Source organism: Stenotrophomonas sp. YJH_SMC_17 (genome assembly GCF_059371655.1).
The window spans coordinates 1-24,229 of the sequence record NZ_JCAFUU010000004.1; the positions used below are offsets into that span (position 1 = coordinate 1).

The following is a 24,229-nucleotide window of genomic DNA, read 5'->3' on the forward strand; positions in this document are numbered from 1 at the left end:
CCAGCGGCGTCGTCCTTGGCGCTGTTGATGCGCGAACCGGAGGACAGACGCTGGATGGTGGTGGCCAGCGAGCTGCCGCTGGTGCTCAGGTTACGCTGAGCATTCAACGACATCGTGTTGGTGTTGATGACTTGTGCCATGAGGAGAGGTCCTTGAGCGGTTGCACGTGAGTTGGGTTAGACGCCCCCGACGTGCCCCGGGGGCGGCTCATGTCAGCGCTGCAACAGGCTGAGCACGTTCTGCGGTACCTGGTTGGCCTGGGCCAGCATGGCCGTACCGGCCTGCTGCAGGATCTGGGTGCGGGTCAGTTCGGCGGTTTCCTTGGCGAAGTCGGTATCGCGGATGCGGCTGCGCGAGGCGGACAGGTTCTCCGAGGAGGTCTGCAGGTTGGCCACCACCGAGGTGAAGCGGTTCTGGATCGCGCCGAGGTCGGCGCGGACGCTGTTGACCGATTCCAGAGCCTTGTCGACGATGGACAGTGCTTGCTGAGCACCCGCAACGGTGTCGATCTTGATGTCGGCGACATGCGCAGGACCGGCCGAAGCGGCGACAGTGTTGAGCACAACCGCAGGATCGGCGGGTGCGGCGCCCGGCTTGGTGACAGTGATGTCGGTAGCCACGCCATCGGCATGGACAGCGGTCAGCGCAATTTTTCCGGGGACGGTTGCGCCCGAAGCGTCGGTTGCGACCTGGGCATACAGGCCCGTTTCTCCCAGCTTGCCATTGATGGCTGCCGCGACAGCCTTTGCGGCGCGCTCCATGTTTGCGTTGTCTACTGCCGGTTCAGGGGTGCCTGCGACGGCGCGCGGCGTGTAGTCAAACTTGACGTCGCCCAGCTGTACGTTGCCGATCTTCAGTCCACTCAGGGTGCCTTGTGCCGTTTCCATGTCGGCGGCGCTGAAGGTGATGCTGCCGGCGTCCAGGAAACTTGCTGCACCCAGCGATTCAGCCTTTGCATCCACCACGCTGTTGATCGCAATGGCCTGGCCCGCGTTGGCACCGACCTGGAACAGCTGGCTGGTGAACGAGCCGTCCAGCAGCTTGGTACCGTTGAAGTCGCTCTGCTTGGCGACGCGGTCGATTTCGCTGACCAGCTGGGTCACTTCGGCCTGCAGGGCCTTGCGGTCGCTGCTGGAGTTGGTGGCGTTGGACGCCTGCACGGCCAGTTCGCGGATGCGCTGCAGGTTGTTGCCGACCTCGCTCAGCGAGCCTTCGGCGACCTGGGCCAGCGAGATGCCGTCGTTGGCGTTGCGGATGGCCACGTCCAGACCACGGATCTGGGTGGTGAAGCGCTCGCTGATGGCCAGGCCGGCCGCATCGTCCTTCGCGCTGTTGATGCGCAGGCCGGACGAAAGGCGCTGGATGGTGGTAGCGAGCGAGCTGCCGCTGGTGCTCAGGTTGCGCTGAGCGTTGAGCGACATCGTATTGGTGTTGATTACCTGTGCCATGGGGTCGTCTCCTCTTATATGGAACCCGTTGGTGAATGAAACGAAGCGCCGCCTGTTTTTTTGTGTGGCTGTGTGCTTCGCTGTTGCCAAATGAATAACGGCGCTTTGTCAACAACCTTTAGCCGTGAATTCCGTTGAAGCCGTAATTCGTTGCCGGAGGCTGTTTTTCCGGGGTTTTCCAGCCCCGGAGGGGCGTGAAGGCGACCCCGGAAGGGGCGGTTGGGCAGGCCCAACCAGCGCTGATGAAGGTATCGGCGGGGTGGGGCCGGGCTTGATGGGTGATCACGGAAAATCCGCGGAAAGCGGCCTGGCGCGCTCCGCGGCAACGGGCCGCAGAAACGAAAAAGGCCGCGATGCAGGGCATCGCGGCCTTTCAGGGCTGACGGGGAAGAGCGGTCAGCCGATCTTGTTGAACAACGACATCGACTGCATCTGCGAGAAGATCGTCTGCGCCGCCTGCAGTGCGGTGCTCTGCAACTGGTACTGGCTGAGCGCATCGGCGTAGTCCAGGTCGCGCATCTGCGACAGGGTGGTCTTCAGGGTCACGCTGTTGGCTTCACGCATGTCGGCGGCATTGTCCAACGCCTTCAGCTGCGCGCCACCCGCCGCACGTGAATCGATCATCCGCTCTGATGCGCGCGCGATGTCCCGCAACGCGCTCTGCAGTTCGTTCTGCTGTGCGCTCATTTTCGCGGTGGTACCGGTGTCGGCATCCAGCGCGGTGATCAGCTTGTCCATGGTGTCGAAGATGTCGCGGCTGGTCGCCGGCTTCACGTTGAAGCTGTCGCCCGCAGAAGGTGCGCCGGTGATCTGCAGGCGTACACCGTTGACTTCCACGTTGTCACCGGCCTTGAACGTGCCGGTGCCGGTCACGTTGCCGGCACCGTCGAGCACCTGGTACTGATCGGCGGCGGTAAAACGGATGCTGAAGGATTGCCCGTTCCAGCTGTCGCTGCCATCGCGGGTGATGTTGGTCAGCACGCCGTTGCCGGCATTGCCCGCCGCAGCGCCGCCATCGACGAAGCCATCGCCGGTGGGGATGCGCATGAAGATTTCGCTGCCGGGCAGGGCGTCGCGCACGTAGGTATCCGGACCGACTTCGATCTGGCGCTGGGTCTGGTCGCCGCGGTAGACCACCTTGCCATTGATCTTGGCAAAGGGCGGATCACCGTCGTTGGTACCGCCGAATACATAGCGGCCGGTGCCGTCCTCTGCGTTGGCCAACGACAGCAGGCCGTCGCGGATCTGGTTCAGCTCGGTGATCAGCGTCTTCTTGTCGGCCGCGCTCAAGGCGGGGTTGCTGGCCTGGATGGTCAGGTCGTTGACCCGTCCCATCAGATCATTGACCTGGGCCAGGGTGTTTTCCTGCACGCCCAGCCGGTTCTGCACGTTGCCGGCATTGAGCTTCATCCGGTCCAGGGCCGCCAGGCTGCGGTCCAGGCCCACGGCAGCGCCGGCGCCGACCGGATCGTCCTTGGCGCTGACGATCTTGCTGCCGGTGGCGATCTGCTGCTCCAGGTGGCTGAGCTTGGCCTGCTTGGCCATCATCAGCGACACGGACTGATTGAACATCATGCTGGTGGAGATGCGGCTGCTCATCGGCGGACGGCTCCCAGGATGGTCTGGAACATGCTGTCGGCGGTGGAGATCAGCTGCGAGGCGGCCTGGTAGGCCTGCTGCAGGCGCAGCATGTCGGCGGCCTCCTCGTCCAGGTTGACGCCGGACACCTCGTCGCGGGCCTCCTGGGCCTTGTCATTGATCACCAGCTGCGCCTCCAGCGAATACTCCGCCGAGCGGGCGGCGGCACCGACCTGGGTGGTCAGGCCACCCAGCGCACCGTTGAGGGTGACCGTGCCGCTGTTGAACGCCTTCGCGCTCTCCACCTTGGACAGGCGGGTTGCATTGCTGTTGTCCGAGGAGCCGGCCGGGGTCGGGGTGATGTTGAAGGTATCGCCGACCTTCGGCACACCGTCCAGCACGAAGCTCCAGCCATTGGCGCTGATGGTCTGGCCCGGGGTGTAGGTCTGCGGCGGGCCGCCATCGATGGTGTAGGTGGTGGCCGAGTTGAACACGATCGCGGCCGGATTGCGCAGGTTTGCGTTGCTGGAATCGCTGACGGTAACGCCGCTCAGCTTGCCGGTGCCGGTGTTGGCGGTGGCGGCGGCGCCCTTGACCGCAGCGGCGGCGGCAATACGCGAGGGATCGGTGATGGCCACTTCCATGCTGCCGGCCACGCCTGCGGTGGGCTGCAACAGGAATCGGTCGTTGGCGGCGGGGGTGCCGCCCACCACCAGCGCGACACCGTTGATCACCAGCGGATCGGCGGCCGTGCCGGTGCCTGTGAGCGGAACGTTGGCGCCGGTGTCGGCGCGGCTGGCCTTCCAGTTGGTGCCATCGAACTGCAGCACCACGTTCTGTGCATCCAGCTTGCCCAGGTCGCCATAGGTGGCGCTGAGGCTGGCGGTGCCGGTGTTGGCGTTGTTGGCGGTGACGCGCGGGTTGCCGATATTGAAGAAGTCGCCCCCCAGCTGGCCATACATGTCCACGCCCTGGTGGTGGGCCTGGTTGAACGTCTCGGCCAGGCCGACGGCCAGCTTGCCCAGTTCGGCCTGGGCCGGGGTGAGCACGGTGTCGCGGAACTCCAGCAGGCCGCCGATCTGCCCACCCACCGCCTTCGGATCGAGCCGGATCGTGTTGCCCTGGGTTTCCAGCGCCAGCTGCAGGCGCTCGGGCTGGTACGGGTCGGCCACGGTGGTGACCTTGGTGGCCGTGGTGCCCACCACCAGCGCGTTGCCGCCGGCGGTGTAGACGTTCATGATGCCGCCGTCCTGGATCACCGCGGTGCCGCCGGTGTAGCCGATCAGCTGGGTGATCAGCTGGTCGCGCCGATCGAGCAGGTCGGGCGCGGCGGTGGCGATGTTGGTGCCGATCGCGCCGTTGATCTGCGCGATCTCCTGCGCCAGGCGGTTGACCTCGGTGGCGCCGGCCAGCAGGCCATTGTTGACCTCGCTGTTGAGGTTGTTCAGGTGCGTGTTGAGCTGCACGAAGCGGTTGGCCAGCGCCTTGCCGCCGTCCAGCATGTTCTGGCGGTCGGCGGTGCCGGAGGCATTGGAGGACAGGCCGCTGACCGAGTCGAAGAAGTTCGACCACACGCCCGAGACATTGGTGGCGGCATCGGAGAACAGCGCGTTGACCCGGTCGGCCATGCCCGAGAGCTGCTTCAGGCGCGCCAGTTCACCGCTGCTGTCGAGCAGGCGCGAGATCGCCAGCTGATCAGCAGTGCGGCGGATGTCGGTGATGCGCGTACCGTTGCCGACCGTGCCGTAGCCATAGTTCTGGGGATCAGCGGTGGCGAAGTTGACCTTCTGCCGGCTGTAGCCCGGGGTATTGAGGTTGGCCACGTTGTGGCTGGTGGTCGCCAACGCACGCTGGAAGGCGAGCAGGGCACCGGTACCGGTGGAAAGTACGCTGGACATGGGGTTCCTCAACGACGAGTGATACCCAGCGCCGCGGTTGCGGTGCTGGCGAAGGTCTGGCCAAGGCGCGTGCCGGCGTCGGCCACGGCGCTGACGGCGCGCTCGATGGTCGGGCCGCCGGCGATCGCGGCGATCTTGGCCGCATAGCGCGGGTCGGTGGCATAGCCGGCGCGCTGCAGCCCTCGGGCGAAGCCCTGCACGTCGGTACCGGCCTGCAGGGCCTGCTGGTAGCGCGGGCTGGTCTTCAGCAGGCGCACGTAGTCGGCGAAGCTTTCGGCCGGCGAACTGTAGGCCCGGAAGCTGGCGGTCTCGTTGCGGCGCACGCCATCGACATATTCATGGGTGCCGGCCGTGGCACGCTGGCCATTCCAGCCATTGGCCTTGATGCCGAACAGGTTGTGCGAGGTGCTGCCATCGGCATGCTTGATGTGGCGCTTGCCCCAACCCGTCTCCAGCGCCGCCTGGGCGACCAGGGCGCGGGCGTCCACGCCCAGCTCCTTGGCTGCACTCTGTGCGTGCTGCCAGATGCTGGCCACGAAACCTTCGGGCGTGTGCTCGCCCAGCTGGGCCACGGCGGTACGGGTGGCCATGGCGTCGGCCGGGCTGATCGCGGTACCGCGGTTGCTGGCGGTGGCCGACCACTGATCGCTGTTGGCGGCCCAGTCCTCGCCCTGCAGGCTGCCGATGTACGGATCCTCGGTGCCCAGCGAGCGATGCATGCTGCTGCTTTCGCGGCCGGCGATCAGGTCCAGTGCCTGCTCCATCGGAGCGACAGCGGCCTGTGCGCCCGACGGGGCACCCGCGGCCATCTGTTGCAGCAGGCGCACGGCCTGGCTGCCGTCTTCCAGTGGCAGCGACGGCGCAGGCCTGGCCGGTGCATTGAGCTGATAGGCGCGGCTGGCCTTGGCCGGATCCACGCGGGTATCCAGCGCCGGGCCATCGGCGGCCTGGCCGGACAGCTGGCGGCTGATCATGCCGGACAGGCCCAGGCCCTTGCCGCGGGTCATCGCCTCGGCAATCTTCTGGTCGTACATGTCGCGGAACATCTTGTTCTCGCCGGGGAACAGCGAGTCGCCGAAGCTGGCGTCACGCATGCTCTTGACCAGCATCTGCGCGAACTGGCCTTCCAGCTGCCGCGCGACCTTGTCGATCTTGGCCGGATCGTTCTGTTGCGCCGGGTGCAGATCGAATGCGGGATTGATGCGCATGTCAGATCACCTCGAGCTCGGCACTCAGGGCGCCGGCCTGCTTCAGGGCTTCGAGGATCGCGATGAGATCGCCCGGTGCCGCGCCTACCGCATTCACCGCGTGCACGATCTCGTCCAGGGTGGTGCCGCCGCTGAACTTGAACATGCGGCTGCCGTCGTTGGTGGCGGTGACGGTCGACTGCGGGCTGGCCACGGTGCGGCCGCCGGAGAGCGCGTTGGGCTGGCTGACGTTGGTGTTTTCCTGGATCGTCACCGTCAGCGAGCCGTGCGAGATCGCGGCCGGACCGACCCGCACCTGTTGGCCGATGACCACGGTGCCGGTACGCGAATTGACCACCACCTTGGCCGGGGCGCTGCCCGGGGTCAGTTCCAGGTTCTCGATGCGTGCCAGCAGGCCGATGCGTGCGCCCGGGTCGGTCGGTGCGGTCACGGCCACGGTCACGCCATCGACGGCGCGCGCAGCGCCTTCGCCGAACGCATTGTTGAGCGCGGCGACCATGCGCGACACCGTAGTGAAGTCGTTGTTGTGCAGGTTCAGGGTGATGTCACCGCCATTGGCCAGCGGATCGGGCAGGGCACGTTCAACCGTGGCGCCGTTGGGAATGCGGCCCACACTGGGCACGTTCACCGAAACGCGCGAACCATCCTTGCCCTGCGCACCGAAGCCACCCACGATCAGGTTGCCCTGCGCGATGGCATAGATCTGGCCGTCAGCACCGCGCAGTGGTGCCATGAGCAGCGAACCGCCGCGCAGCGACACCGCATTGCCGATCGACGACACCGTGATGTCGATCGGCTGGCCCGGCTTGGCGAACGGCGGCAGCTCGGCGTGGATCGCCACGGCGGCCACGTTCTTCAGCTGCGGGTTGACGTTCGGCGGCACGTTGACGCCGAGCTCGCCGAGCAGGTTCTTCAGGCTCTGCACGGTGAAGGGCGCCTGGCTGGTGCGGTCGCCGCTGCCATCCAGGCCCACCACCAGGCCGTAACCCACCAGTGCATTGCCGCGCACACCGCCGACCTGGGCCAGGTCCTTGATGCGTTCGGCGCTGGCCGGGGCTGCCACGATCAGCAGCATCAATGCGATCAAAGAGGTCGCGCGCCGCTGCCAGGAAGAAGCGAAGAGAGATTTCATGGCCATACTCAGAACGGCGTCAGGCCGGAGTTGAAGAAGCGGCTCAGCCAGCCCATCGCATTGGACTGCGCAACCGGGCCGCGACCGCCGTAGACGATGCGGGCTTCAGCCACGCGGCTGGACGGAATGGTGTTGTCCTGGCTGATGTCGCCCGGGCGCACGATGCCCTGCACCTGCACCAGCTCGTCGCCCTGGTTCAGGCGCAGGTTCTTCTGCCCCTGGACCACCAGGTTGCCGTTGGGCAGGCGCTGCACCACGGTGACCGTCACGCTGCCCTGAAGACGATTGCTCTGTGCGCTGTTGCCCTTGCCGGTGAAGTCACGCTTGCCGGCCGCGGTGGCACTGAGGATGTCCTTGCCACCCAACGTGACCGGCGCCCCGAGAATGGACGGCGTGCCCAGGCTCAGGTTCGATTCCTTGTTGGTGGCGGTGTTGGCACTGGTCTGCGCGGTGGTGTTTTCCAGCAGGGTGATGGTCAGCAGGTCGCCGACATCGCGCGCGCGACGGTCCGAGTACAGCTGCAGGGTCGGGCCGGCCGCGTAGATCGCACCCGCGGTCGGCTCGGCCTGCGGCGGCATGATCGGCTGGATCGGGGCCATTGCCGGATAGGGGCGCACGTCGCCCGCGATCACACAGCCACCGAGCAGGGCGGCCACGGCGCAGGCGAGGGCAGTGCGGGCGAAGTTGGAAATGGGCGACATGGCGGTTTCCCGGTTGGGCCGGTCAGAGCTTGTTGTTGAGGTAGCCGAGCATCGAATCGGTGGTGGAGATCGCCTTGGCGTTCATTTCGTAGGCGCGCTGGGTTTCGATCATCGACACCAGCTCTTCCACCACGTTGACGTTGCTGCCTTCCAGCGCGCCCTGCACCACGGTGCCCAGGCCGTTGAGGCCGGGGTTGCCGTTCTGTGCCGGGCCGGACGCGGTGGTCTCCAGGAACAGGTTCTCGCCGCGCGCCTGCAGGCCGGCCGGATTGACGAAGTCGGTCAGGGTGAGTGCGCCCACTTCCACCGAGGCGGCGCCATCGGCCATCTTCACGCTGATGGTGCCGTCGGTACCGATGGTCACCGACTGCGCGCCTTCGGGAATCTGGATGCCGGGCTGCACCGGATAGCCGCTGTTGGTGACCAGCTCGCTGTCCTGGTTGATCTTGAACGAGCCATCACGGGTATAGGCCGAGCTGCCGTCGGGCATTTGCACTTCAAAGAAGCCACGGCCGTTGACCATCACGTCCAGCGCGCGGCCGGTCTGCTGCTGGCCCCCCTGTTCGAAGTTCTTGGCGGTGGCGACCACGCGCACGCCGGTACCCAGCTGCAGGCCAGTCGGCAGCTGCGTCTGTGCCGACGAGGAACCGCCCGGCTGGCGCACCTGCTGGTACAGCAGGTCCTCGAAACTGGCACGGTCCTGCTTGAAGCCGGTGGTGTTGGTGTTGGCGAGGTTGTTGGAAACCACCGACATGCGCATCTGCTGCGCATCCAGTCCGGTTTTCGCGATCCACAATGCCTGGTTCATCTTCGGTGTCCTGTCTGGTGGAACCGGCCGCGCAGTGCGGCCCTTGTCTGCGGGTGTGCAAGCGGTGTGCCAGCGCCGCGGTCAGGCGGCGCCGGAATTCCGTCAGCTGCCCAGGCGCAGCAGGCTGTTGGCGCTGCGCGCGTTGTCGTCGCCGTGCTTGATGACCTGCACCTGCATTTCGTATTGGCGCTGCAGCTGGATCATCTGCACCAGCGCACCGGCGGCGTCCACGTTGCTGCCTTCCAGCTGGCCGCTGTGCACGGTCGTGCCCTGTGCCGGTGCGAACGGCTGGCGCGGGTCGGTGTTGCGGAACAGGCCATCCAGGCCACGCTCAAGGCGTTCGTCCGGTGCCTGCACGACCTTGATCCGGCCGATCTGTGCCATGGTCTGCGGGCCTTCACCCTGCGGGATGATCGAGATCGTGCCGTCGGCACCGATCTCCATCGCCTGGTAAGGCGGAATGGCGATCGGGTTGTTGTTGTCATCCAGTACCGTGCGGCCGCTGGAGGTCACCAGCTGGCCGTTCGGCGTCACCGACAGCGCGGCGCCACGGGTATATGCCTCGCTGCCGTCGCTGGACTGCACCGCCAGCCAGGTGCCGGTCTGCAGCGACAGATCCAGCGGTTTGCCGGTGATGTGCTGCGAACCGGGCGTGCGGTTGAACCCGGCGTCGACGTGCAGTGCATCCACCCGCGAGGCAAAGCCCGGGCCCTTGATCGGAAAGGCTTCGGTGTTGGCCAGCGCTTCCTTGAAGCCAGGGGTGTCCGAGTTGGCGAGGTTGTGGCTGAGCGTACCCTGCGCCTGCAGGGAGGCGCGGGCACCGGTCATCGCCACGTAAAGGGCTTTATCCATGCGGGGAGTTCCGTGACAGGGTCAGCGGGTCATCAACGGATGTTGATGACCGTCTGGGTGATCTGGTCCTGGGTGGTGATCATCTGCGCGTTGGCCTGGAAGTTGCGCTGCGCGGTGATCATGTTGACCAGCTGCTCGGTGAGGTCCACGGTGGACGCTTCCAGCGAGCCGGCCTGGATCTTGCCGAGATTGGAGGTGTCCGGCATGCCGGTGCGCGGCGTGCCCGACTCGAAGGTCTCCACCCACAGGTTGTTGCCCTTCGATTCCAGGCCCTGGGTGTTGTTGAAGGTGGTCAGCGCGACCTGGCCCAGCGGCTTGTCGTCGCCGTTGGAGTAGCGCGCATAGACCACGCCCGACTCGGACACGGTGATCTCGTTGAGCTTGCCCGCCGCGTAGCCGTCCTGCTGGGTATTGCGCAGGGCGAACTTCTCGCCGTACTGGGTCGAACCGCTCACATCCAGCGTCATGTTCAGCTGGCCGGCGCCCGTGGTCGGGGTGAAGGTGCCGAGGCTGACCTTGCCGTTGGCCGGACTGACCAGCTTGCCGCTGTTGTCGAAGGTGACCGGGGTCGGGTTGCCGGCCGGCTGGCCATCCACGTAGTTGCGCACGGTCCACTCGTTCGGGTTGGCGCCCTTCACGAAGTACGAGACCTGGATGTGGCTCACGCCCAGCGAGTCGTACACGGTGATGCCGCCGCTGGAGTGGTTGTAGCTGTTGGAGTCAGCCGGGTCGAACGTGGCCACGGTGGGCTGCTTGGCGTTGGCCGGCAGGGTGAACCCGACCTTCACTTCGCTGGTCTGCTTCGGCGGGCTGTCAGTGGTCAGCAGCTGCAGGTCCACCAGGCGGCCGGCATCGAAGTTGGTGCCGTCGGCATTCGGTGCGAACACCTGCAGGCGTGCACCCTGCGGATTGACCACGTAGCCGGACGAATCGGTCTGGAAGTTGCCGGCGCGCGAGTACACGCGCGAGCCGTTCATGTTCATGGTGAAGAAGCCCTCACCGGAAATGGCCATGTCCAGGCTGCGCCCGGTCTGTTCGTTGTGGCCCTGGATGAACTGCTGGGCGACGTTGGAGACGCGCACGCCCGAGCCCGTCTGGTTCTTCGACAGGCCGTAGCTGGTCGAAGCAAACAGGTCGGCGAACTCGGCGCGCGACTGCTTGAAGCCGGTGGTGTTGACGTTGGCGACGTTGTTGGCGGTGACGCTCAGGTCGGTGTTGGCGGCATTGATGCCGGACAGCGAGACGTTGAAGCCCATGGGATGCTCCTGGTTGATGCGGAATGTGCGGCTCAGCTGACGCGGAGCACGTAGTCGATCGGGGCCGTGCCCAGGCCCTTGAGGTTCAGGTACAGGCCGTCGGAACCGACGGTCACGCTTTCCACCGGCGCCTGTACGTAGGTGGACAGCTTGGTGCTCTTGCCCGCGGTGTCGACGTGGTTGGCGACGATGGAGTACTTGCCAGGCTCCATGCGCTTGCCGTTGGCATCCTTGCCGTCCCACTGGAAGGCGGTTTCGCCGGCGGCCTTGGCTTCCACGCTCAGCGACGTGACTTTGGCACCGTTGGCGTCAGTGATGTCCACGGTGATGATGCCGGCCGACGGCGCAGCCACCGTGCCTTCGACGCTGCCTTCCTTCTCAAGCACCAGCTTTTCCGAAGGGACCAGCACCTGGTGGCCGACCAGCGCCGCACCACGCAGCACCTGGTCGCTGGCCATCGATTCCTGGAAGCCCTTCACCGTCTTGTTCAGATCGGTGATGCCCTGCACGGTGGACATCTGCGCCATCTGCGCGACCATCTGCGTGTTGTCCATCGGCTTCAGCGGATCCTGGTGCTGCAGCTGCTCGGTCATCAGGCGCAGGAAATCGGCCTGGTCCAGCGTGTTCTTCTTCTTGGTGGCGTTGCTGTTCGGGGCGTTCAGACCGAGTGCGGTATAGACGTCCTGGTTGGTCTGGTTGTTGACGGCAGTGGTCATGGCGGTATCCGGTACTGCGGGCCTCAGCGGCCCATGGTCAGGGTGGCCAGGGCCAGTTCCTTGGCGGTGGTCAACATCTCCACGCCGGCCTGGTAATTGCGCGAGGTCGAGATCAGGTTGACCATCTGCGCCACCGGATCGACGTCGGGCTGATAGATGTAGCCATCGGCATCGGCCAGCGGATGGCCCGGCTCGTAGCGCTTGATCGGCGCTGCATCGCTCTGGGTGATCTCCTTCACCTTGACCGAGGTGATGTTCGGATCGTTCTTGCTGGTGACGGCCTGGAAGATCGGTTCCAGCGGCTTGTACACGGCGTCGGCGGAGCCGGCGACGGTATCGGCGTTGGAGAGGTTGGAGGCGATGGTGCTCATGCGCACCGACTGCGCCTGCAGCGCGGAGCCGGCGATATCGAAGATCGGCAGGTTGCTCATGGCTTATTGCCCCGTGATCGCGGTCAGCATGGAACGCACCTTGCTCTCAACGAAGCTGAGCGAGGCGCGATATTCGAGCGCGGCGCGGCCATAGGCGGCACGCTCGGCATCGGGATCGACGGTGTTGCCGTCCAGGCTGGGCTGCACGCCTTCGCGCGCGATCTGGAACGGATTCAGGCCACTACTGATCTCGTAGTGCTGCTCGTGGGTGGTGGCCATCAGGCCATTGGCATCCTGTCCCTGGGCGTGGCGCAGGGCGGCATCGAAGTCCAGGTCCTGGGCCTTGTAGCCGGGCGTGTCGGCATTGCCGAGGTTGCTGGCGATCAGCTTCATCCGCTGTTCGCGCAACGGCATGGCCTGGGCGTGGACGCCCAGATAGTCGGTAATCAGGTTGCGCACGGTGCACTCCCACGGGAACGTTGCCCGGGAAGCTGCAAGGGGTGTGCCAAAGCACGGTGCGTCCTGGTAGAGCCGAGCCATGCTCGGCTGCATTTCGTTCAGGCGCCGCACAAGCCGAGCATGGGCTCGGCTCTACAGGACAGGGCCTTACGCCGCCATCGCCACCTTGCGCAGGCGGTCCAGCACGAAATCAGCCAGCTCGTGCGGCGAGTACTTGGCGACGAACGCGTTGGCGCCCACGCGCTCGACCATCGCATTGTTGAATACGCCCGACAGCGAGGTGTGCAGCAGCACATACAGGCCCGCCAGGCCCGGATGGCGCCGGATTTCCGTCGTCAGCGTATAGCCGTCCATGGCCGGCATCTCGATGTCCGAGATGACCATGGCATAACGTTCGGCCGGGTTCTCGCCCGAGGCATGGATCTGCAGCAGGTGGTCCAGCGCCTGCTTGCCGTCGGAAAGCAGGGTGGCACCCACGCCCAGCTGGTCCAGCACGCTGCGGATCTGCTGGCGGGCCACGCGGGAGTCGTCCACCACCAGCACCTGCAACTGCGGGCCGTCGGCCGGCATTGCCATCGCCGGGTCCAGCACCGCTTCACCGCGTACCTGGGCGATGTCGGCCAGCACGCTTTCCACGTCGATCACCTGGATCAGCTCGCCCTGGAAGCGGGTCACCGCGGTCAGGTAGCTCGATTCGGCGCCCAGCTCCGGCGGCGGATGGATGTCCTCCACCGCGATGTTGACGATGCGCTCCACGCCGCTGACCAGGAAGCCCTGGATCGAGCGGTTGAATTCGGTGACGACCAGGTAGCCGGGGGCGGTATCCGCATCGGGCTCACGTTCGGGGTGGCCGATGGCCAGGCCCAGGTCCAGCACCGGCACCGAGCGGCCACGGACGTCGGCCACGCCGGCGAACTGGCTGGGCAGCCCAGGCACCTGGAACAGCTCCGGGCGCCGCAGGACTTCCTGCACCTTGAAGACATTGACGCCAAAAAGCTGACGTCCGCCGAGACGGAACAGCAGCAGCGCCAGGCGGTTGTGGCCGGCCAGGCGGGTCCGCTGGTCGATCCGGTTGAGCAGGTCATGGGACATGGCTGCTGTATCGGCGCCACAGCGGCGGAACTTGAGGGTGGTCTGCCACGCACGTGCTCTGCGCCGCTTCTGCTTTTCTGTAGAGTCGACTGTCAGTCGACTGCTCTTCGGGGCCGACTGCTCTTCGCGGTCGACTGCTCTTATCCGATCGCGGGAAATCCCGCGCTTCGCGCGAAAGTCGACCAACGCGAAAGTCGACTCACAGTCGACTCTACACATTCCCATTCCGAGACCCTGCCTCTGGCACACCCCTTGCACGCAGCTGGGCCAGGTCCCATCGACAGGAGGCGCCATGCGCCGGATCACATCCCTAATCGCCATCGGGCTGGCCCTGGCCTCGCCGTGGGCGGCCGCTGCCGACTGGCAACCGGTCGCCAGCATCCGCACGGCGGCCTTGTCGACGCTGCCGGCCGGCAGTGAAGGCGAGGCCCAGGTGGCCGATGCGCTGCGCCTGCCGAAGTGTGGCGGCGCGCTGCAGGTGCAGCCCACCGCCAACACCACCGTGGAGGTCAGTTGCCCCGATGCGGGCGGCTGGCGCCTGTTCGTACCGGTGAAGGTGCGGCGCAACCAGACCGTGCTGGTGCTCAATCGTGGAATCGGCACTGGAGAAACCCTCACTGCCGCCGATATCACCACTGCCCAGCGTGACGCTGCCCGGATTGCCGGTGCGGTGCTGGCCGATCCCAACGCAGCGATCGGTCGCATCGCCCGCCGTCCCTTGCAGGCCGGGGCCCTGCTGTCGAACAACGATCTGGTGGTGCAGCGTCTCATCAAGCGAGGAGACAATGTGGCCCTGGTATCGCGTCGCGGCTCGGTCGAGGTCCGCATTGCCGGTCGTGCGATGGGCGATGCCGGTGAGAATGAACGGGTCTCGGTGGAAAACCTGTCCTCGCGGCGGATCGTGCAGGGCACGGTCGATGCCGCAGGTGACGTAATCGTGGCGCGTTGATTTACCGCAAAATATCCCTAAAGATCGCGGCCCTGAGGCCGTTATCCCTTGTGAACGGCAACTCCAGGACACCCCATGAGCCAGAAAATCGACGGCAACCTGCAGGTCCCCCAGGCACTGCGCAGCGTGACGACCCCGGCCAGCAAGCCCGGCGTCAGCAGCGATGCGCCGGCGCGCCCGGTCGAGGCTGCCGACAGCCTGCGCCTGACCGGCGAGGCCACCAATCTGCAGGCCATCGAGCGTGAGCTGACCACCGCCCCGGCGATTGACGCCCAGCGCGTGGCCGCCGTGCGCGAGTCGCTGCAGAACGGCACCTACAAGATCAATCCGGACGCGATCGCATCGCGCATGCTCGATCTGGACCAGCAGCTGCAGGGATGACCGCAGCGATGAGCGAGCCGCTGCAGCGTCTCGCCCAGGCCCTGGACGTTGAACGCCAGGCCCTGGTCGAGCACGACGTGCACGCCCTGATCCGGGCTACCGGGGCCAAGCTGGAAGCGCTGCGTGCGCTGGAAGGCGCGCCGCCGGTCGGGCAGGGCGAACAGCTGCAGGAACTGGCCGAACGCAATCGCGCCAACGGCGTGCTGCTGTCGCGGCGGCGTCGCGAGGTCAACTGGGCACTGCGCCAGCTTGGCCGTACCGAAGACGCCTCGGCCTACGACGCCAAGGGCCAGTCACACAACGTCACTGCCCGCCGCCCACTCGCCGTTGCCTGACGCGGCGGCGGCCGCACAACCCACCCCCGCGGGCTGAAGCCCGCTGCGTGACCGCGTATATTGGGCGCCTGTTCGAATGCCCCGAGTCGCCGTGTCCGCTGCCAACGCCCTGGTTACCGCCCCCCTTCCGCCGCAGCCGGTGCTGCAGGCCCTGCTTGAGCGCCTGCGCGAAGGACTGCTGCTGTTCACTGAAGACGGGCAGGTGGCGCTGGCCAATCCAGCCGCGCAGAACCTGCTGGCCAAAGGCGCAGATGGCGCATTGCCGCCACCGCAGCGTCTGCGCGAACTGCTGCCCCCCGATGCGCTGGAACAGGCCCGCCAGCATGGCCACTGGAACGGCAGCCTGCCGCTGGGTGAGGGCGTGGTCATTGCCCACCTGTACCACCACGGTACGGTGGGCGAGGGCCACTTCCTCGCCTTGTTCCGCCACATCGAGGGGCAGGAAGACTACGAGCGCGAACTCCAGCAGCGCCACGCCGAACTGCGCCAGGCCTACCTGCGCCTCAACGGCACCCAGGAGAAGCTGCTGCAGTCGGAGAAGATGGCCTCCATCGGCCAGCTCGCGGCAGGTGTCGCGCACGAGATCAACAACCCGATCGGTTACGTCCACTCCAACCTGGGCAGCCTGCAGGAATACCTGCGCAGCCTGTTCACCGTGATTGAAGCGTACGAGCGCGCTCTGCGCGCGCCGGACCCGAAGGCGTTGATTCCGGAAATCGACGATATCCGTGACCGCCTGGACATCGATTTCATCAGCCGCGACCTGCCGCAGCTGATGGCCGAGTCGCGCGAGGGCATCGAGCGCGTGACCCGCATCGTGCGCGACCTGAAGGACTTCTCGTATTCCGGACGCGACGAGTCGTGGAAGCTGGTCGACCTGCATGCAGGCCTGGAATCGACCATCAACATCATCTGGAACGAGCTGAAGTACAAGGTCACCCTGCAGCGCGAGTTCGGCCAGCTGCCGCTGGTGGAATGCCTGCCGTCGGAGTTGAACCAGGTCTACATGAACCTGCTGCTCAATGCCGGCCACGCCATTGCCGAGCGCGGCACGATCACGGTGCGTACCGGTGTCGATGGTGATCATGTGTGGGTCGAGTTCGAAGACACCGGCGGCGGTATCTCGCCCGAGCTGCGCCAGCGCATCTTCGATCCGTTCTTCACCACCAAGCCGGTCGGCAGCGGCACCGGCCTGGGCCTGTCGATCTCCTACAGCATCATCAACAAGCACCACGGCCGCATCGACCTGGACAGCACGCCAGGCGTGGGTTCGCGCTTCCGCGTGGTGCTGCCGGTGAAGCAGCCGCGCTGACTGCTTCTGGTAGTGCCGGCCGCTGGCCGGCAACCTCATCGAACCGGACACCCCAGAGCAGCCGGCCAGCGGCCGGCTCTACCGGACGGGATCATCACCGCGGCGGTCGATCCTCGCCGGCATCTCCTGTTTCCACCGGCGCCGGCCCCGCATTGCTGCGGCGCTGTTCCTCGTAGGTGCGGAAGGCCTGGTGGATGTGCTTGCGCAGCTCGTCGTCGTTCCAGGGTTTGGTCAGGAAGCGGTAGATCGCACCACGGTTGATCGCGTCGGTCACCGTGTTCAGATCGGTGTAGCCGGACAGCACCAGGCGGATCGTATCGGGGTACAGCATCTTCACCCGGCCCAGGAACTCGGTGCCGCTCATGTCACTCATGCGCTGGTCGGACAGGATCACCTGCACATCGTTGATCGCCAGCAGGTCGAACGCATCGCGCACGTTGCCGGCCGCCAGGATGCGGTAGCCATCGCGGCGGAACAGGCGTACCAGCGAGCGCAGCACATTCTCCTCGTCGTCCAGCAGCAGCAGCGTGCGGTCCGGGCGGGTCTCGGCGAACGCTTCCGGGCGCAGGTAGCGGCGGCGCAGGGTCATGCCGGCGGCATCGGCCGACATCGGTTCGCCGAACAGGTAACCCTGGAACACGTCGCAGTCGTTGCGGCGCAGGAAGCCCAGCTGCGCCTGCGATTCCACGCCGTTGGCAATCACGGTCATGCCCAGCTGGTGGCCCATGGCAATGATCGCGCGGGCGATGGCCGCCTCGCGGTTGCCGGCGGGCGCGCTCTTGATGAAGCTGCGGTCGATCTTCAGCTTGTCCACTGGATAGCGCACCAGCGCGCTCAGGCTGGAATCGCCGGTGCCGAAGTTGTCCAGGCTGAGGCTGATGCCTTCGTTGCGCAGGTTGGCCAGCGTCTCGTGCACGAAGTTGACGTTGTTGGTCAGCGCGCTTTCGTTGATCTCCAGCGTCAGCATCTGCGCCGGCACGCCTGCGGCCTGGATCAGGCCCATCACTTCGGCGAAGAAATTGGGCCGCAGCAGCTGCAGGGTCGACACGTTCACGGCGATGGTGAAGTCGTCGAAGCCCTGGTCGCGCCACAGGCGGGCCTGCTTCAGTGCGCCTTCCAGCACCCAGGTGCCGATCTGCACGATGATGCCCAGGCGCTCGGCAGTGCGCATGAAGCGCTCCGGCACCAGCATGCCCAGGGTAGGCGACTGCCATCGCAGCAGCGCTTCCATGCCCACCACGTGGCCATCGCGGGCACTGACCAGCGGCTGGTAGCGCAGCTTCAGCTCGCCATTGGGAATGGCATCGACGATCTGGCGCGCGATGATGCTCTCGCTGTGCGCGCTCGGCGGGGTGTCCACCGCATGGATGCGCACGGCATTGCCGCCTTCGCGGGCGGCCTGGTACAGCGCATCCTCGGCATGGTCGAGCAGTCGCGAGGCGCTGCTGGCATGTTCCGGGCACAGGCTCACGCCCAGCTTGCCGGTCATGAACAGCGTGTAGGGCAGCACCGACAGCGGCAGCTCCATCTGCTGGCGGATTTCCTCGGCGAAGTCCTCCGGCAGCGGCACGTCGGCGGCGCGCGGCACCGCGATCAGGAATTCGTCACTGCCGTGGCGCCACAGCTTGCCTCGCCCGCGCAGGTAGGACTGCAGCCGCTGCGCCACCAGCACCAGCGCCTGGTCGCCCACTTCGGCGCTCATGTTCTCGTTCACCGAAGCGAAGTGGTCGATGTCCACGTGCATCAGCATCAGCGCGGTGCCGCCGGAGGCCGCCTCGGCGACCATCGCCTGCAGCTCGGGGTTGCCGGCGCCCAGGCGGTCAGGGGCATCGTCGATGCTGACCGGGGGCTGGTTGGGGTTCCACATAGGCTCAGTATTCCGGTGAATCGACGGCAGCCATGCTGGCCGCCTGGTAGGGGAGGTGGACGTCGATCAGGGTGCCCTCGCCGTGTGCGGACTCGATCCGCACATGGCCGCCGACACTCTGCGCGCGCTCGCGCATCACGATCAGGCCCAGGCCGCGCGGGCCGTCAGGGTCGAAACCTTCGCCGTCATCCCGGATCTGCAGGTGCAGCCCGCGCTGGCCGACGTCGCGCAGCTGCAGCTGCACCTGGCTGGCACGCGCGTGCCGCAGCACGTTGGTCAGGCTCTCCTGCGCGATGCGGAAGCAGGCCTGCTCGATGCTGTTGTCGGGGCGATGCGGAAGCGGTTCGATCTCGGCCAGCAGTTCCACCGGCGAGGAGCGGAACAGCACGCGTGCCTGCCAGCTGAGGGCCGCTTCCAGGCCTAGGGCATCCAGCTGCGGCGGACGCAGCAGGGTGGAGATGTCACGCAGCTTGGCCACGGTCGTGTCGGCCAGGCCAACGATCTGCGCCAGATCCTCGGCGCGGCGCTGCGGATCATCCTCGTCCTGTGCTGCGTAGGCCGACAGCTTGATCGCAGTGATCGCCTGGCCGATGTCATCGTGCAGGTCGCGTGAGATCGCGCGGCGTTCATCTTCCTGCAGCGAGAACAGGCGCCCAGCCATGGCCTGCAGTTCGCGGTTGCTGGTTTCCAGCGCACTGCGGGTGCGTTCGGAATCGCTCAGATCGCGCACGATCAGCAGCTTGCAGTCGCGGCCGCCATAGCGCACTTCGCCCACCGCAAGGCCAGCGTGGAAGCTGCGGCCGTCTGCGCGCTGCATTGCCACCACGCTGCTGTGGCCAGGGCCCAGGTGTGGCTGCCCGGCGCGCAGCTGGCCACGCACGCGGGCCAGGTCACCGGCAGCCACCAGGGCCGACAGGGGCTCGCCGAGCAGGGTATGGGTGCCGTAACCGAACAGGCTGGCGGCCCAGGCGTTGGTGTACAGCACATGCTCGTCGGAAAGGATCACCACGCCATCGGGCAGCACCCGCACCAGCTCGCGGAACTGCTCCTCGCGCTCGCGCAGCAGGCGCCGCGACTGTTCCTTTTCGGTCACGTCCTGCAGCGTTCCCAGTACCCGGCTGCGGCCGGACTCGTCGGTGCCACTGGCCGCACGCAGGTGAACCATCAACGCGCGGCCGTCCATCGACAGCAGCGGCAGCAGCACATCCACCTGTACCGGCTCACCGGAGCAGAGGTCGGCCAGCAGCTGTTCGGTCTGGCTGGCGGTAGCCGGGTCGGCGGGTACCAGCAGCTCGTCGAAGCGATGCCAGCGGCGGGCTTCGGGCGGGCGCCGGCCCAGCAGGCGATAGACCTGGTTGGAATAGCGGCCCAGGCCTGTGGACGGATCCAGCTCCCACGCGCCGATGCGGGCCAGCTCGTGCGCTTCTTCGACCCGCGCCAGCGCCTGGTCGCGGCGCAGCTGCGCCAGATCCTCGGCCGTGCGGTCGATGGCGATCAGCAGGCGCGCGTTGTGGCCGTCGTAGCTGATCGCGTTTGAACGCAGCTCCATCTGGCGCAGGCTGCCGTCGCGCAGCTGCAGCTGCGTGCGCAGGATGCACAGCTCCTCCGGCGCCTCCCGGATCGCCTCCAGTTTGGTCTGCAGCGCCTGGTCCTGGCCCGGTGGCCACAGCGCGTCGATGGTCTGCTCCAGCAGCTCGTCGCGTTCCCAGCCGAAAGCACTGCATGCAGCAGGGTTGGCATCGAGGATGGCCAACGTGTCCAGATCGTAGACCAGGATCGGGCCCGGATTGCCTTCGAACATCTGCCGCAGGCGCAGCTCGGAGGCCTGCTGGCGGGCATGGGTGTGCAGCACATGCTCGGCCAGCGGGCGCAGCAGCAGATACAGCAGCCCGGCACTGGCCAGTGCAAAGAACGAGCCCTTCACGCTCTGCCACATCGTGGCCTGCTGCGGGTCGGACACCAGCGCCTGTACCGCACTGTCGGAGGCGATCATCCAGGCCAACGCCATCACCAGATAGCTCAGTACCACCCGCCGGCGGTCGCGGCTCAGCGCCTGCGCCATCCGCGGGTCGGGAACTGGGGCGGTGCCGGTCGGTTCTGCGGGCATGGACGGGCTGGATGAAAAGGGGCGCCGGCCATCTTACCGCGCAGCTGTGCCCTGACCACTCAATTATCCGCTGCAGGGGCCGTTAACCACTGCGTGCCCCGCTGACGGGCGTGTCATCCGGAGCAAGATCGCGTGGACCAAGGGATCATCGCCAGCCTGCTGCAGCACCCGCTTGCGTCGGCACTGGTCATCGTCGACCGTACGGGGCGCCCGCTGGCGGCCAATCCGGCTGCGCGCGAGCATGGCCTGCCGGCCACCGTGGCCGCCTATGCGCCGATGCTGGAAGATCTGCGCCTGATGGCCGCCGATGGCGGCATCGTGGCCTGTACGTTGCCGGGTGGCCCGCGAGGCCACTACGACGGGCACCTGCGTGCCGTGCACGATGGCGCTGGCAATCTGCTGGCCTTCACGCTGAGCATTCCCGAGCCGGTACCGGTGGATGGGGGCGGGCGCTGGGAGCTTGCGCTGGACAGCGCCGGCCACAGCCTGTGGGACTGGGACATTCCCAGCGACCGCGTGGTGCGCACCCCGGCGCTGGGCGACGAGACCGCCACCGAAATGCTGGCGCGCGTCCACAGCGAAGACATCGGCCAGGTGCGTGCTGCACTGGACCAGCACCTGCGCGGGCAGAGCGAGCAGTACAGCGCGCAGTTCCGCTTCCGTCAGGCGGACGGCCAGTGGCGCTGGGTGCTCGACCGCGGTCGCGTGGTGGCGCGTACCGCCGACGGGCAACCCTTGCGCATGGTCGGCACGCATACCGACATCGAGCAGCAGAAGCAGCTCGAATCGCTGCTGCAGGAACAGCAGCTGCACTTGAGCGAGGCGCAGCGCATCGCAAGCATGGGCAGCTGGTCGTTCGATCCCAACACCGGCCACTTCTGGTGGTCGCCGGAACTGCGCTCGCTGCTGGCGCTGGAGCAGGGCGCCGTGCCCGGCCAGCGACGGTGGTTGAAGCAGCTGCATCCGCGCTCCCGCGGTGCGCTGCGGGCGGCGTGGAGGCGATTGTGGCGGGACGGCCGCGCCGCCAACCTGGAGCTGGAACTGACCCGCGGCCATGAGCCTTCGCAGCACCTGCGGCTGTGGATGCAGCCGCTGCTGGACATGGACGGGCAACCCAAGCGCCTGCTCGGCCAGGTGCAGAACATCACCGAACAGCACCAGACCGATGCGTTGATCCGCTGGCGCACCGAACTGCTGAACCGGGTCTCCGCGCTGGGCCGTATCGGCGGCTGCGAGATCGAAGTGCAGACCCGCAGCATGCAATGGACCGAGGAGTGCTACCGCATCCATGGCCTGCGCAAGGAACCGATCACCCTCGACCAAGCGCTGGCGCTGTACACCGAGGACTCGCGCAACGCGTTCGAGGCGGCGCTCGCCCGTATCGCCAACGGCGGCCTGCCCGAGCAGCTGGACCTGTGCTTCTACCGCCAGTCCGGCCTGCGCGTCTGGGTGCAGGTGCTGATCGAACTGGACCGCCGTGATGGGCTGCCGCCGCGCTTCGTGGTGCTGTTCCGCGACATCACCCGGGAACGCGAGGCCAACGAGCGCATCGAGCTGCTGGCCCATTACGATCTGCTCACCGGTCTGCCCAACCGCGTGCTGCTCGGCGAGCAGACAGCAGAAGCCATCGAGGAAGCGCGCGACCGTGGCACCTCGCTGGCGATGCTGTTCATCGATCTGGACGGCTTCAAAACCATCAACGACAGCTTCGGTCATGCCACCGGTGATGCGCTGCTGAAGGCCGCTGCGACGCGCCTGCACCAGAACCTGCGCAACAACGACCTGTTTGGCCGCTTCAGTGGCGACGAGTTCATCGTGGTGCTGCGCGATCTGGCCGAGCCGGAAGACGCCGGCCACGTGGCGCGCAAGTTGATCGCTTCGCTGGCCGAGCCGCTGCGCCGTGGCGACACCACGTTGAAGGTCGGCGCCAGTGTCGGCATCGCGATGCTGGGCGACGCGCAGACCGACTTCGATTCCCTGCTGCGTGCCGCCGATGCGGCGATGTACGCGGCCAAGGAGGCCGGCCGCAATACCTACCAGTACTACAGCCAGGACGCGCTGGCCCGCATCCAGCGCAAGCTGGAGCTCGAGCATGCACTCCACGGCGCCATCGAGCGCGAAGAGTTCAGCCTGGCCTACCAGCCGCTGCTGCATGCCCATCATGGCGAGCCACCGGCCATCGAAGCGCTGCTGCGCTGGCACCGGCCCGGGATCGGCTACTGCAGCCCGGCCGAGTTCATCCCCATCGCAGAGAAGTGCGGCGAGATCGTACGGATCGGCGACTGGGTGCTCAATGAAGCCTGCCGCCAGGCCACCGCCTGGGACCGCGCCGGCCTGCACTTTGATCGCATCGCGGTCAATGTGTCGGCGGTGCAGTTGCGGGATCGCGGCTTCGCCGAACGCGTGATCGAGATCTGCCATGCCCATGGCTGGCCGCCGCAACGGCTGGAACTGGAGCTGACCGAGTCGGCGCTGATCCGTGACACCGACATCCTGCGCCACTGCTTCGATGTACTGGAGCGCCATGGCGTGCCGCTGGCAGTGGACGACTTCGGGACCGGATTTTCCAACCTCAACTATCTGAACCGCTTCCCGGTGGGCCGCCTGAAGATCGACCGCAGTTTCGTGCAGGGCATGCTGCATGATTCGGGCACGGCCGAGGTGACCCAGGCGATCGTGCACCTGGGCCACGCGCTGGGCATGAAGGTGGTGGCCGAGGGCGTGGAAACGCACCAGGAAGAAGACATGCTGCGCCGCCAGGGCTGCGACGAGATCCAGGGCTACCTGTACTCGCGCCCGCTCAGCCCGCGTGACCTCGCGCAGTGGCTGCGCCAGCCACAGCCGGTTTCGCTGCGCACCGATGCCAGCGGGGAAGCCGTGCTGGTGCGCTGAGGATCCGCTTTGGCAGGTGCCGACCTGGGTCGGCACGAATGCCTGGGCGCGCGACCATCCACGCATGGCGTGGATCTACCTCGGGAATTCCGCCTTCAACTGCATGCGCAGCGTCTCGACGATGGCCGCATAGCGCCGCTTCTGGACCAGATAGCTGCCCACGAACAGCGGCAGCACCAGCAGCAGCGGCGCCACCATCGGGCGCATCGCCACCAGCGGCAACAGCAGCAGCGAGAGAATCGCCACGAACCAGCTGCAGAGGCCGATCACCCGCACCTCGTGCCGTCGCGCGTTGAGTACGATGCGACCGCGCATCACCGGGAAGTAGCGCAGGCCAAAGCTCGGCGCGAAGCTCTCGCGGAACGCCATGCTGCCATCGGGCAGCGCATGGAAGGTCAGTCGCAGCCACTTGTCCCAAGGCAGGTCACGCTCCAGGCTGCCCAGCGAGAGGCGGGCCTGCATGGCCGGTGACGCCGCAATGCGTTCGTTGAACAGGGTGATGCCCCAGCTGAAATAGCCGGCCACCCAGGCCATCAGAAGGACGGTCTCGATAAGCAGCACTGCGATCAGGGCGATGGCCATCGGTCTTCCATGAACGGGACCGGGGCATCATGCCATGCGGGGCGGCCCATCCACGCAAGGCGTGGATCTACTTCAGCGCTTCCCCATCGAGCCCCAGGTCCCACGCCAGCCCCAGCAGCGCCTCGTCCGCCCGCGACGGGGCAGGGCGAGCATCTGCCAATTGCTGCAGCTCGCGGATCTCTTCGCGGGCGACCTCTTCCAGCTGTTGCAGCTGCTCACGCACGCTCGCGTTGCGCGGGCGTTCGGTGTCGGTGAGGGAGGGCAGGGCGCGGATCAGGGTCATGG

General features: G+C 66.6%; 23 protein-coding genes. 5 read left to right on the forward strand and 18 right to left on the reverse strand.

Annotated features, from left to right (window positions below; all coding sequences use genetic code 11):
- The 14 genes from AC5P8Z_RS12680 to AC5P8Z_RS12745 all read right to left on the reverse strand — a co-directional run.
- The coding region (locus AC5P8Z_RS12680) for a flagellin N-terminal helical domain-containing protein (protein ID WP_482995120.1) at nucleotides 1-140 on the reverse strand (140 nt) is incomplete at its 3' end.
- Nucleotides 141-212: 72 nt separating this feature from the next.
- Nucleotides 213-1,448 (reverse strand): flagellin, encoded by a 1,236-nt coding sequence (locus tag AC5P8Z_RS12685; RefSeq protein ID WP_043395588.1) that lies wholly within the window; start codon nucleotides 1,446-1,448, stop codon nucleotides 213-215.
- Nucleotides 1,449-1,844: 396 nt separating this feature from the next.
- A complete protein-coding gene (flgL, locus tag AC5P8Z_RS12690; RefSeq protein ID WP_495229178.1) occupies nucleotides 1,845-3,047 on the reverse strand; it encodes a flagellar hook-associated protein FlgL in 1,203 nt (400 codons plus the stop codon).
- Complete coding sequence (flgK, locus tag AC5P8Z_RS12695) at nucleotides 3,044-4,924, reverse strand: flagellar hook-associated protein FlgK (RefSeq protein ID WP_495229179.1); 1,881 nt, start codon at nucleotides 4,922-4,924, stop codon at nucleotides 3,044-3,046. Before flgK ends, flgL begins: the two co-directional genes overlap by 4 nt.
- Before the next feature lie 8 nt (nucleotides 4,925-4,932).
- Entirely contained in the window at nucleotides 4,933-6,132 is a 1,200-nt protein-coding gene (flgJ, locus tag AC5P8Z_RS12700) for a flagellar assembly peptidoglycan hydrolase FlgJ (protein WP_286071904.1), read from the reverse strand.
- A 1-nt stretch (nucleotide 6,133) separates the two neighbouring features.
- A complete protein-coding gene (locus AC5P8Z_RS12705; protein ID WP_495229180.1) occupies nucleotides 6,134-7,270 on the reverse strand; it encodes a flagellar basal body P-ring protein FlgI in 1,137 nt (378 codons plus the stop codon).
- 2 nt (nucleotides 7,271-7,272) lie between these two features.
- On the reverse strand, nucleotides 7,273-7,965 hold the full coding sequence (flgH, locus tag AC5P8Z_RS12710; protein ID WP_495229181.1) for a flagellar basal body L-ring protein FlgH: 693 nt from the start codon (nucleotides 7,963-7,965) through the stop codon (nucleotides 7,273-7,275).
- A gap of 22 nt (nucleotides 7,966-7,987) precedes the next feature.
- A complete protein-coding gene (flgG, locus tag AC5P8Z_RS12715) occupies nucleotides 7,988-8,773 on the reverse strand; it encodes a flagellar basal-body rod protein FlgG (RefSeq protein ID WP_005409571.1) in 786 nt (261 codons plus the stop codon).
- Between the two features lie 102 nt (nucleotides 8,774-8,875).
- Entirely contained in the window at nucleotides 8,876-9,625 is a 750-nt protein-coding gene (locus AC5P8Z_RS12720) for a flagellar basal body rod protein FlgF (RefSeq protein WP_495229182.1), read from the reverse strand.
- A gap of 32 nt (nucleotides 9,626-9,657) precedes the next feature.
- On the reverse strand, nucleotides 9,658-10,881 hold the full coding sequence (flgE, locus tag AC5P8Z_RS12725) for a flagellar hook protein FlgE (protein WP_495229183.1): 1,224 nt from the start codon (nucleotides 10,879-10,881) through the stop codon (nucleotides 9,658-9,660).
- A gap of 32 nt (nucleotides 10,882-10,913) precedes the next feature.
- Complete coding sequence (locus tag AC5P8Z_RS12730) at nucleotides 10,914-11,597, reverse strand: flagellar hook assembly protein FlgD (RefSeq protein WP_286071908.1); 684 nt, start codon at nucleotides 11,595-11,597, stop codon at nucleotides 10,914-10,916.
- A gap of 23 nt (nucleotides 11,598-11,620) precedes the next feature.
- On the reverse strand, nucleotides 11,621-12,028 hold the full coding sequence (flgC, locus tag AC5P8Z_RS12735; RefSeq protein WP_033835497.1) for a flagellar basal body rod protein FlgC: 408 nt from the start codon (nucleotides 12,026-12,028) through the stop codon (nucleotides 11,621-11,623).
- Between the two features lie 3 nt (nucleotides 12,029-12,031).
- Nucleotides 12,032-12,427: a flagellar basal body rod protein FlgB gene (gene flgB / locus AC5P8Z_RS12740; protein ID WP_005409576.1), complete on the reverse strand. Its 396-nt coding sequence runs from the start codon at nucleotides 12,425-12,427 to the stop codon at nucleotides 12,032-12,034.
- 147 nt (nucleotides 12,428-12,574) lie between these two features.
- On the reverse strand, nucleotides 12,575-13,519 hold the full coding sequence (locus AC5P8Z_RS12745) for a chemotaxis protein (RefSeq protein ID WP_286071909.1): 945 nt from the start codon (nucleotides 13,517-13,519) through the stop codon (nucleotides 12,575-12,577).
- Between the two features lie 292 nt (nucleotides 13,520-13,811).
- Here AC5P8Z_RS12745 and flgA point away from each other — a divergent pair, with 292 nt between their 5' ends.
- The 4 genes from flgA to AC5P8Z_RS12765 all read left to right on the forward strand — a co-directional run bounded on the left by flgA (nucleotide 13,812) and on the right by AC5P8Z_RS12765 (nucleotide 16,496).
- On the forward strand, nucleotides 13,812-14,468 hold the full coding sequence (gene flgA / locus AC5P8Z_RS12750; RefSeq protein WP_495229184.1) for a flagellar basal body P-ring formation chaperone FlgA: 657 nt from the start codon (nucleotides 13,812-13,814) through the stop codon (nucleotides 14,466-14,468).
- Between the two features lie 75 nt (nucleotides 14,469-14,543).
- Complete coding sequence (flgM, locus tag AC5P8Z_RS12755; protein WP_049432154.1) at nucleotides 14,544-14,849, forward strand: flagellar biosynthesis anti-sigma factor FlgM; 306 nt, start codon at nucleotides 14,544-14,546, stop codon at nucleotides 14,847-14,849.
- Complete coding sequence (locus AC5P8Z_RS12760; RefSeq protein WP_286071911.1) at nucleotides 14,846-15,184, forward strand: flagellar protein FlgN; 339 nt, start codon at nucleotides 14,846-14,848, stop codon at nucleotides 15,182-15,184. Before flgM ends, AC5P8Z_RS12760 begins: the two co-directional genes overlap by 4 nt.
- A gap of 91 nt (nucleotides 15,185-15,275) precedes the next feature.
- Nucleotides 15,276-16,496 carry an ATP-binding protein gene (locus tag AC5P8Z_RS12765; RefSeq protein WP_286071912.1) on the forward strand — a complete coding sequence of 407 codons (1,221 nt, stop codon included), beginning with the start codon at nucleotides 15,276-15,278 and terminating at the stop codon, nucleotides 16,494-16,496.
- Nucleotides 16,497-16,590: 94 nt separating this feature from the next.
- On the opposite strand, the gene AC5P8Z_RS12770 is transcribed toward AC5P8Z_RS12765, so the two are convergent.
- Together AC5P8Z_RS12770 and AC5P8Z_RS12775 are read right to left on the reverse strand one after the other, a co-directional pair.
- Entirely contained in the window at nucleotides 16,591-18,363 is a 1,773-nt protein-coding gene (locus tag AC5P8Z_RS12770; RefSeq protein WP_495229185.1) for an EAL domain-containing protein, read from the reverse strand.
- Between the two features lie 4 nt (nucleotides 18,364-18,367).
- The gene (locus tag AC5P8Z_RS12775; protein ID WP_495229186.1) at nucleotides 18,368-20,470 is read right to left on the reverse strand and encodes a sensor histidine kinase; all 2,103 of its coding nucleotides are present in this window, start codon (nucleotides 20,468-20,470) and stop codon (nucleotides 18,368-18,370) included.
- 132 nt (nucleotides 20,471-20,602) lie between these two features.
- Between AC5P8Z_RS12775 and AC5P8Z_RS12780 the strand changes: the two genes are divergently transcribed.
- Nucleotides 20,603-23,362, forward strand: a complete 2,760-nt coding sequence (locus tag AC5P8Z_RS12780) for a bifunctional diguanylate cyclase/phosphodiesterase (protein ID WP_495229187.1) — start codon at nucleotides 20,603-20,605, stop codon at nucleotides 23,360-23,362.
- 75 nt (nucleotides 23,363-23,437) lie between these two features.
- On the opposite strand, the gene AC5P8Z_RS12785 is transcribed toward AC5P8Z_RS12780, so the two are convergent.
- Nucleotides 23,438-23,944, reverse strand: coding sequence for a hypothetical protein (locus AC5P8Z_RS12785; RefSeq protein WP_286071916.1), 507 nt, complete (start codon nucleotides 23,942-23,944; stop codon nucleotides 23,438-23,440).
- 67 nt (nucleotides 23,945-24,011) lie between these two features.
- Nucleotides 24,012-24,227: a hypothetical protein gene (locus tag AC5P8Z_RS12790; RefSeq protein ID WP_005409586.1), complete on the reverse strand. Its 216-nt coding sequence runs from the start codon at nucleotides 24,225-24,227 to the stop codon at nucleotides 24,012-24,014.
- Between the last annotated feature and the right edge of the window lie 2 nt (nucleotides 24,228-24,229).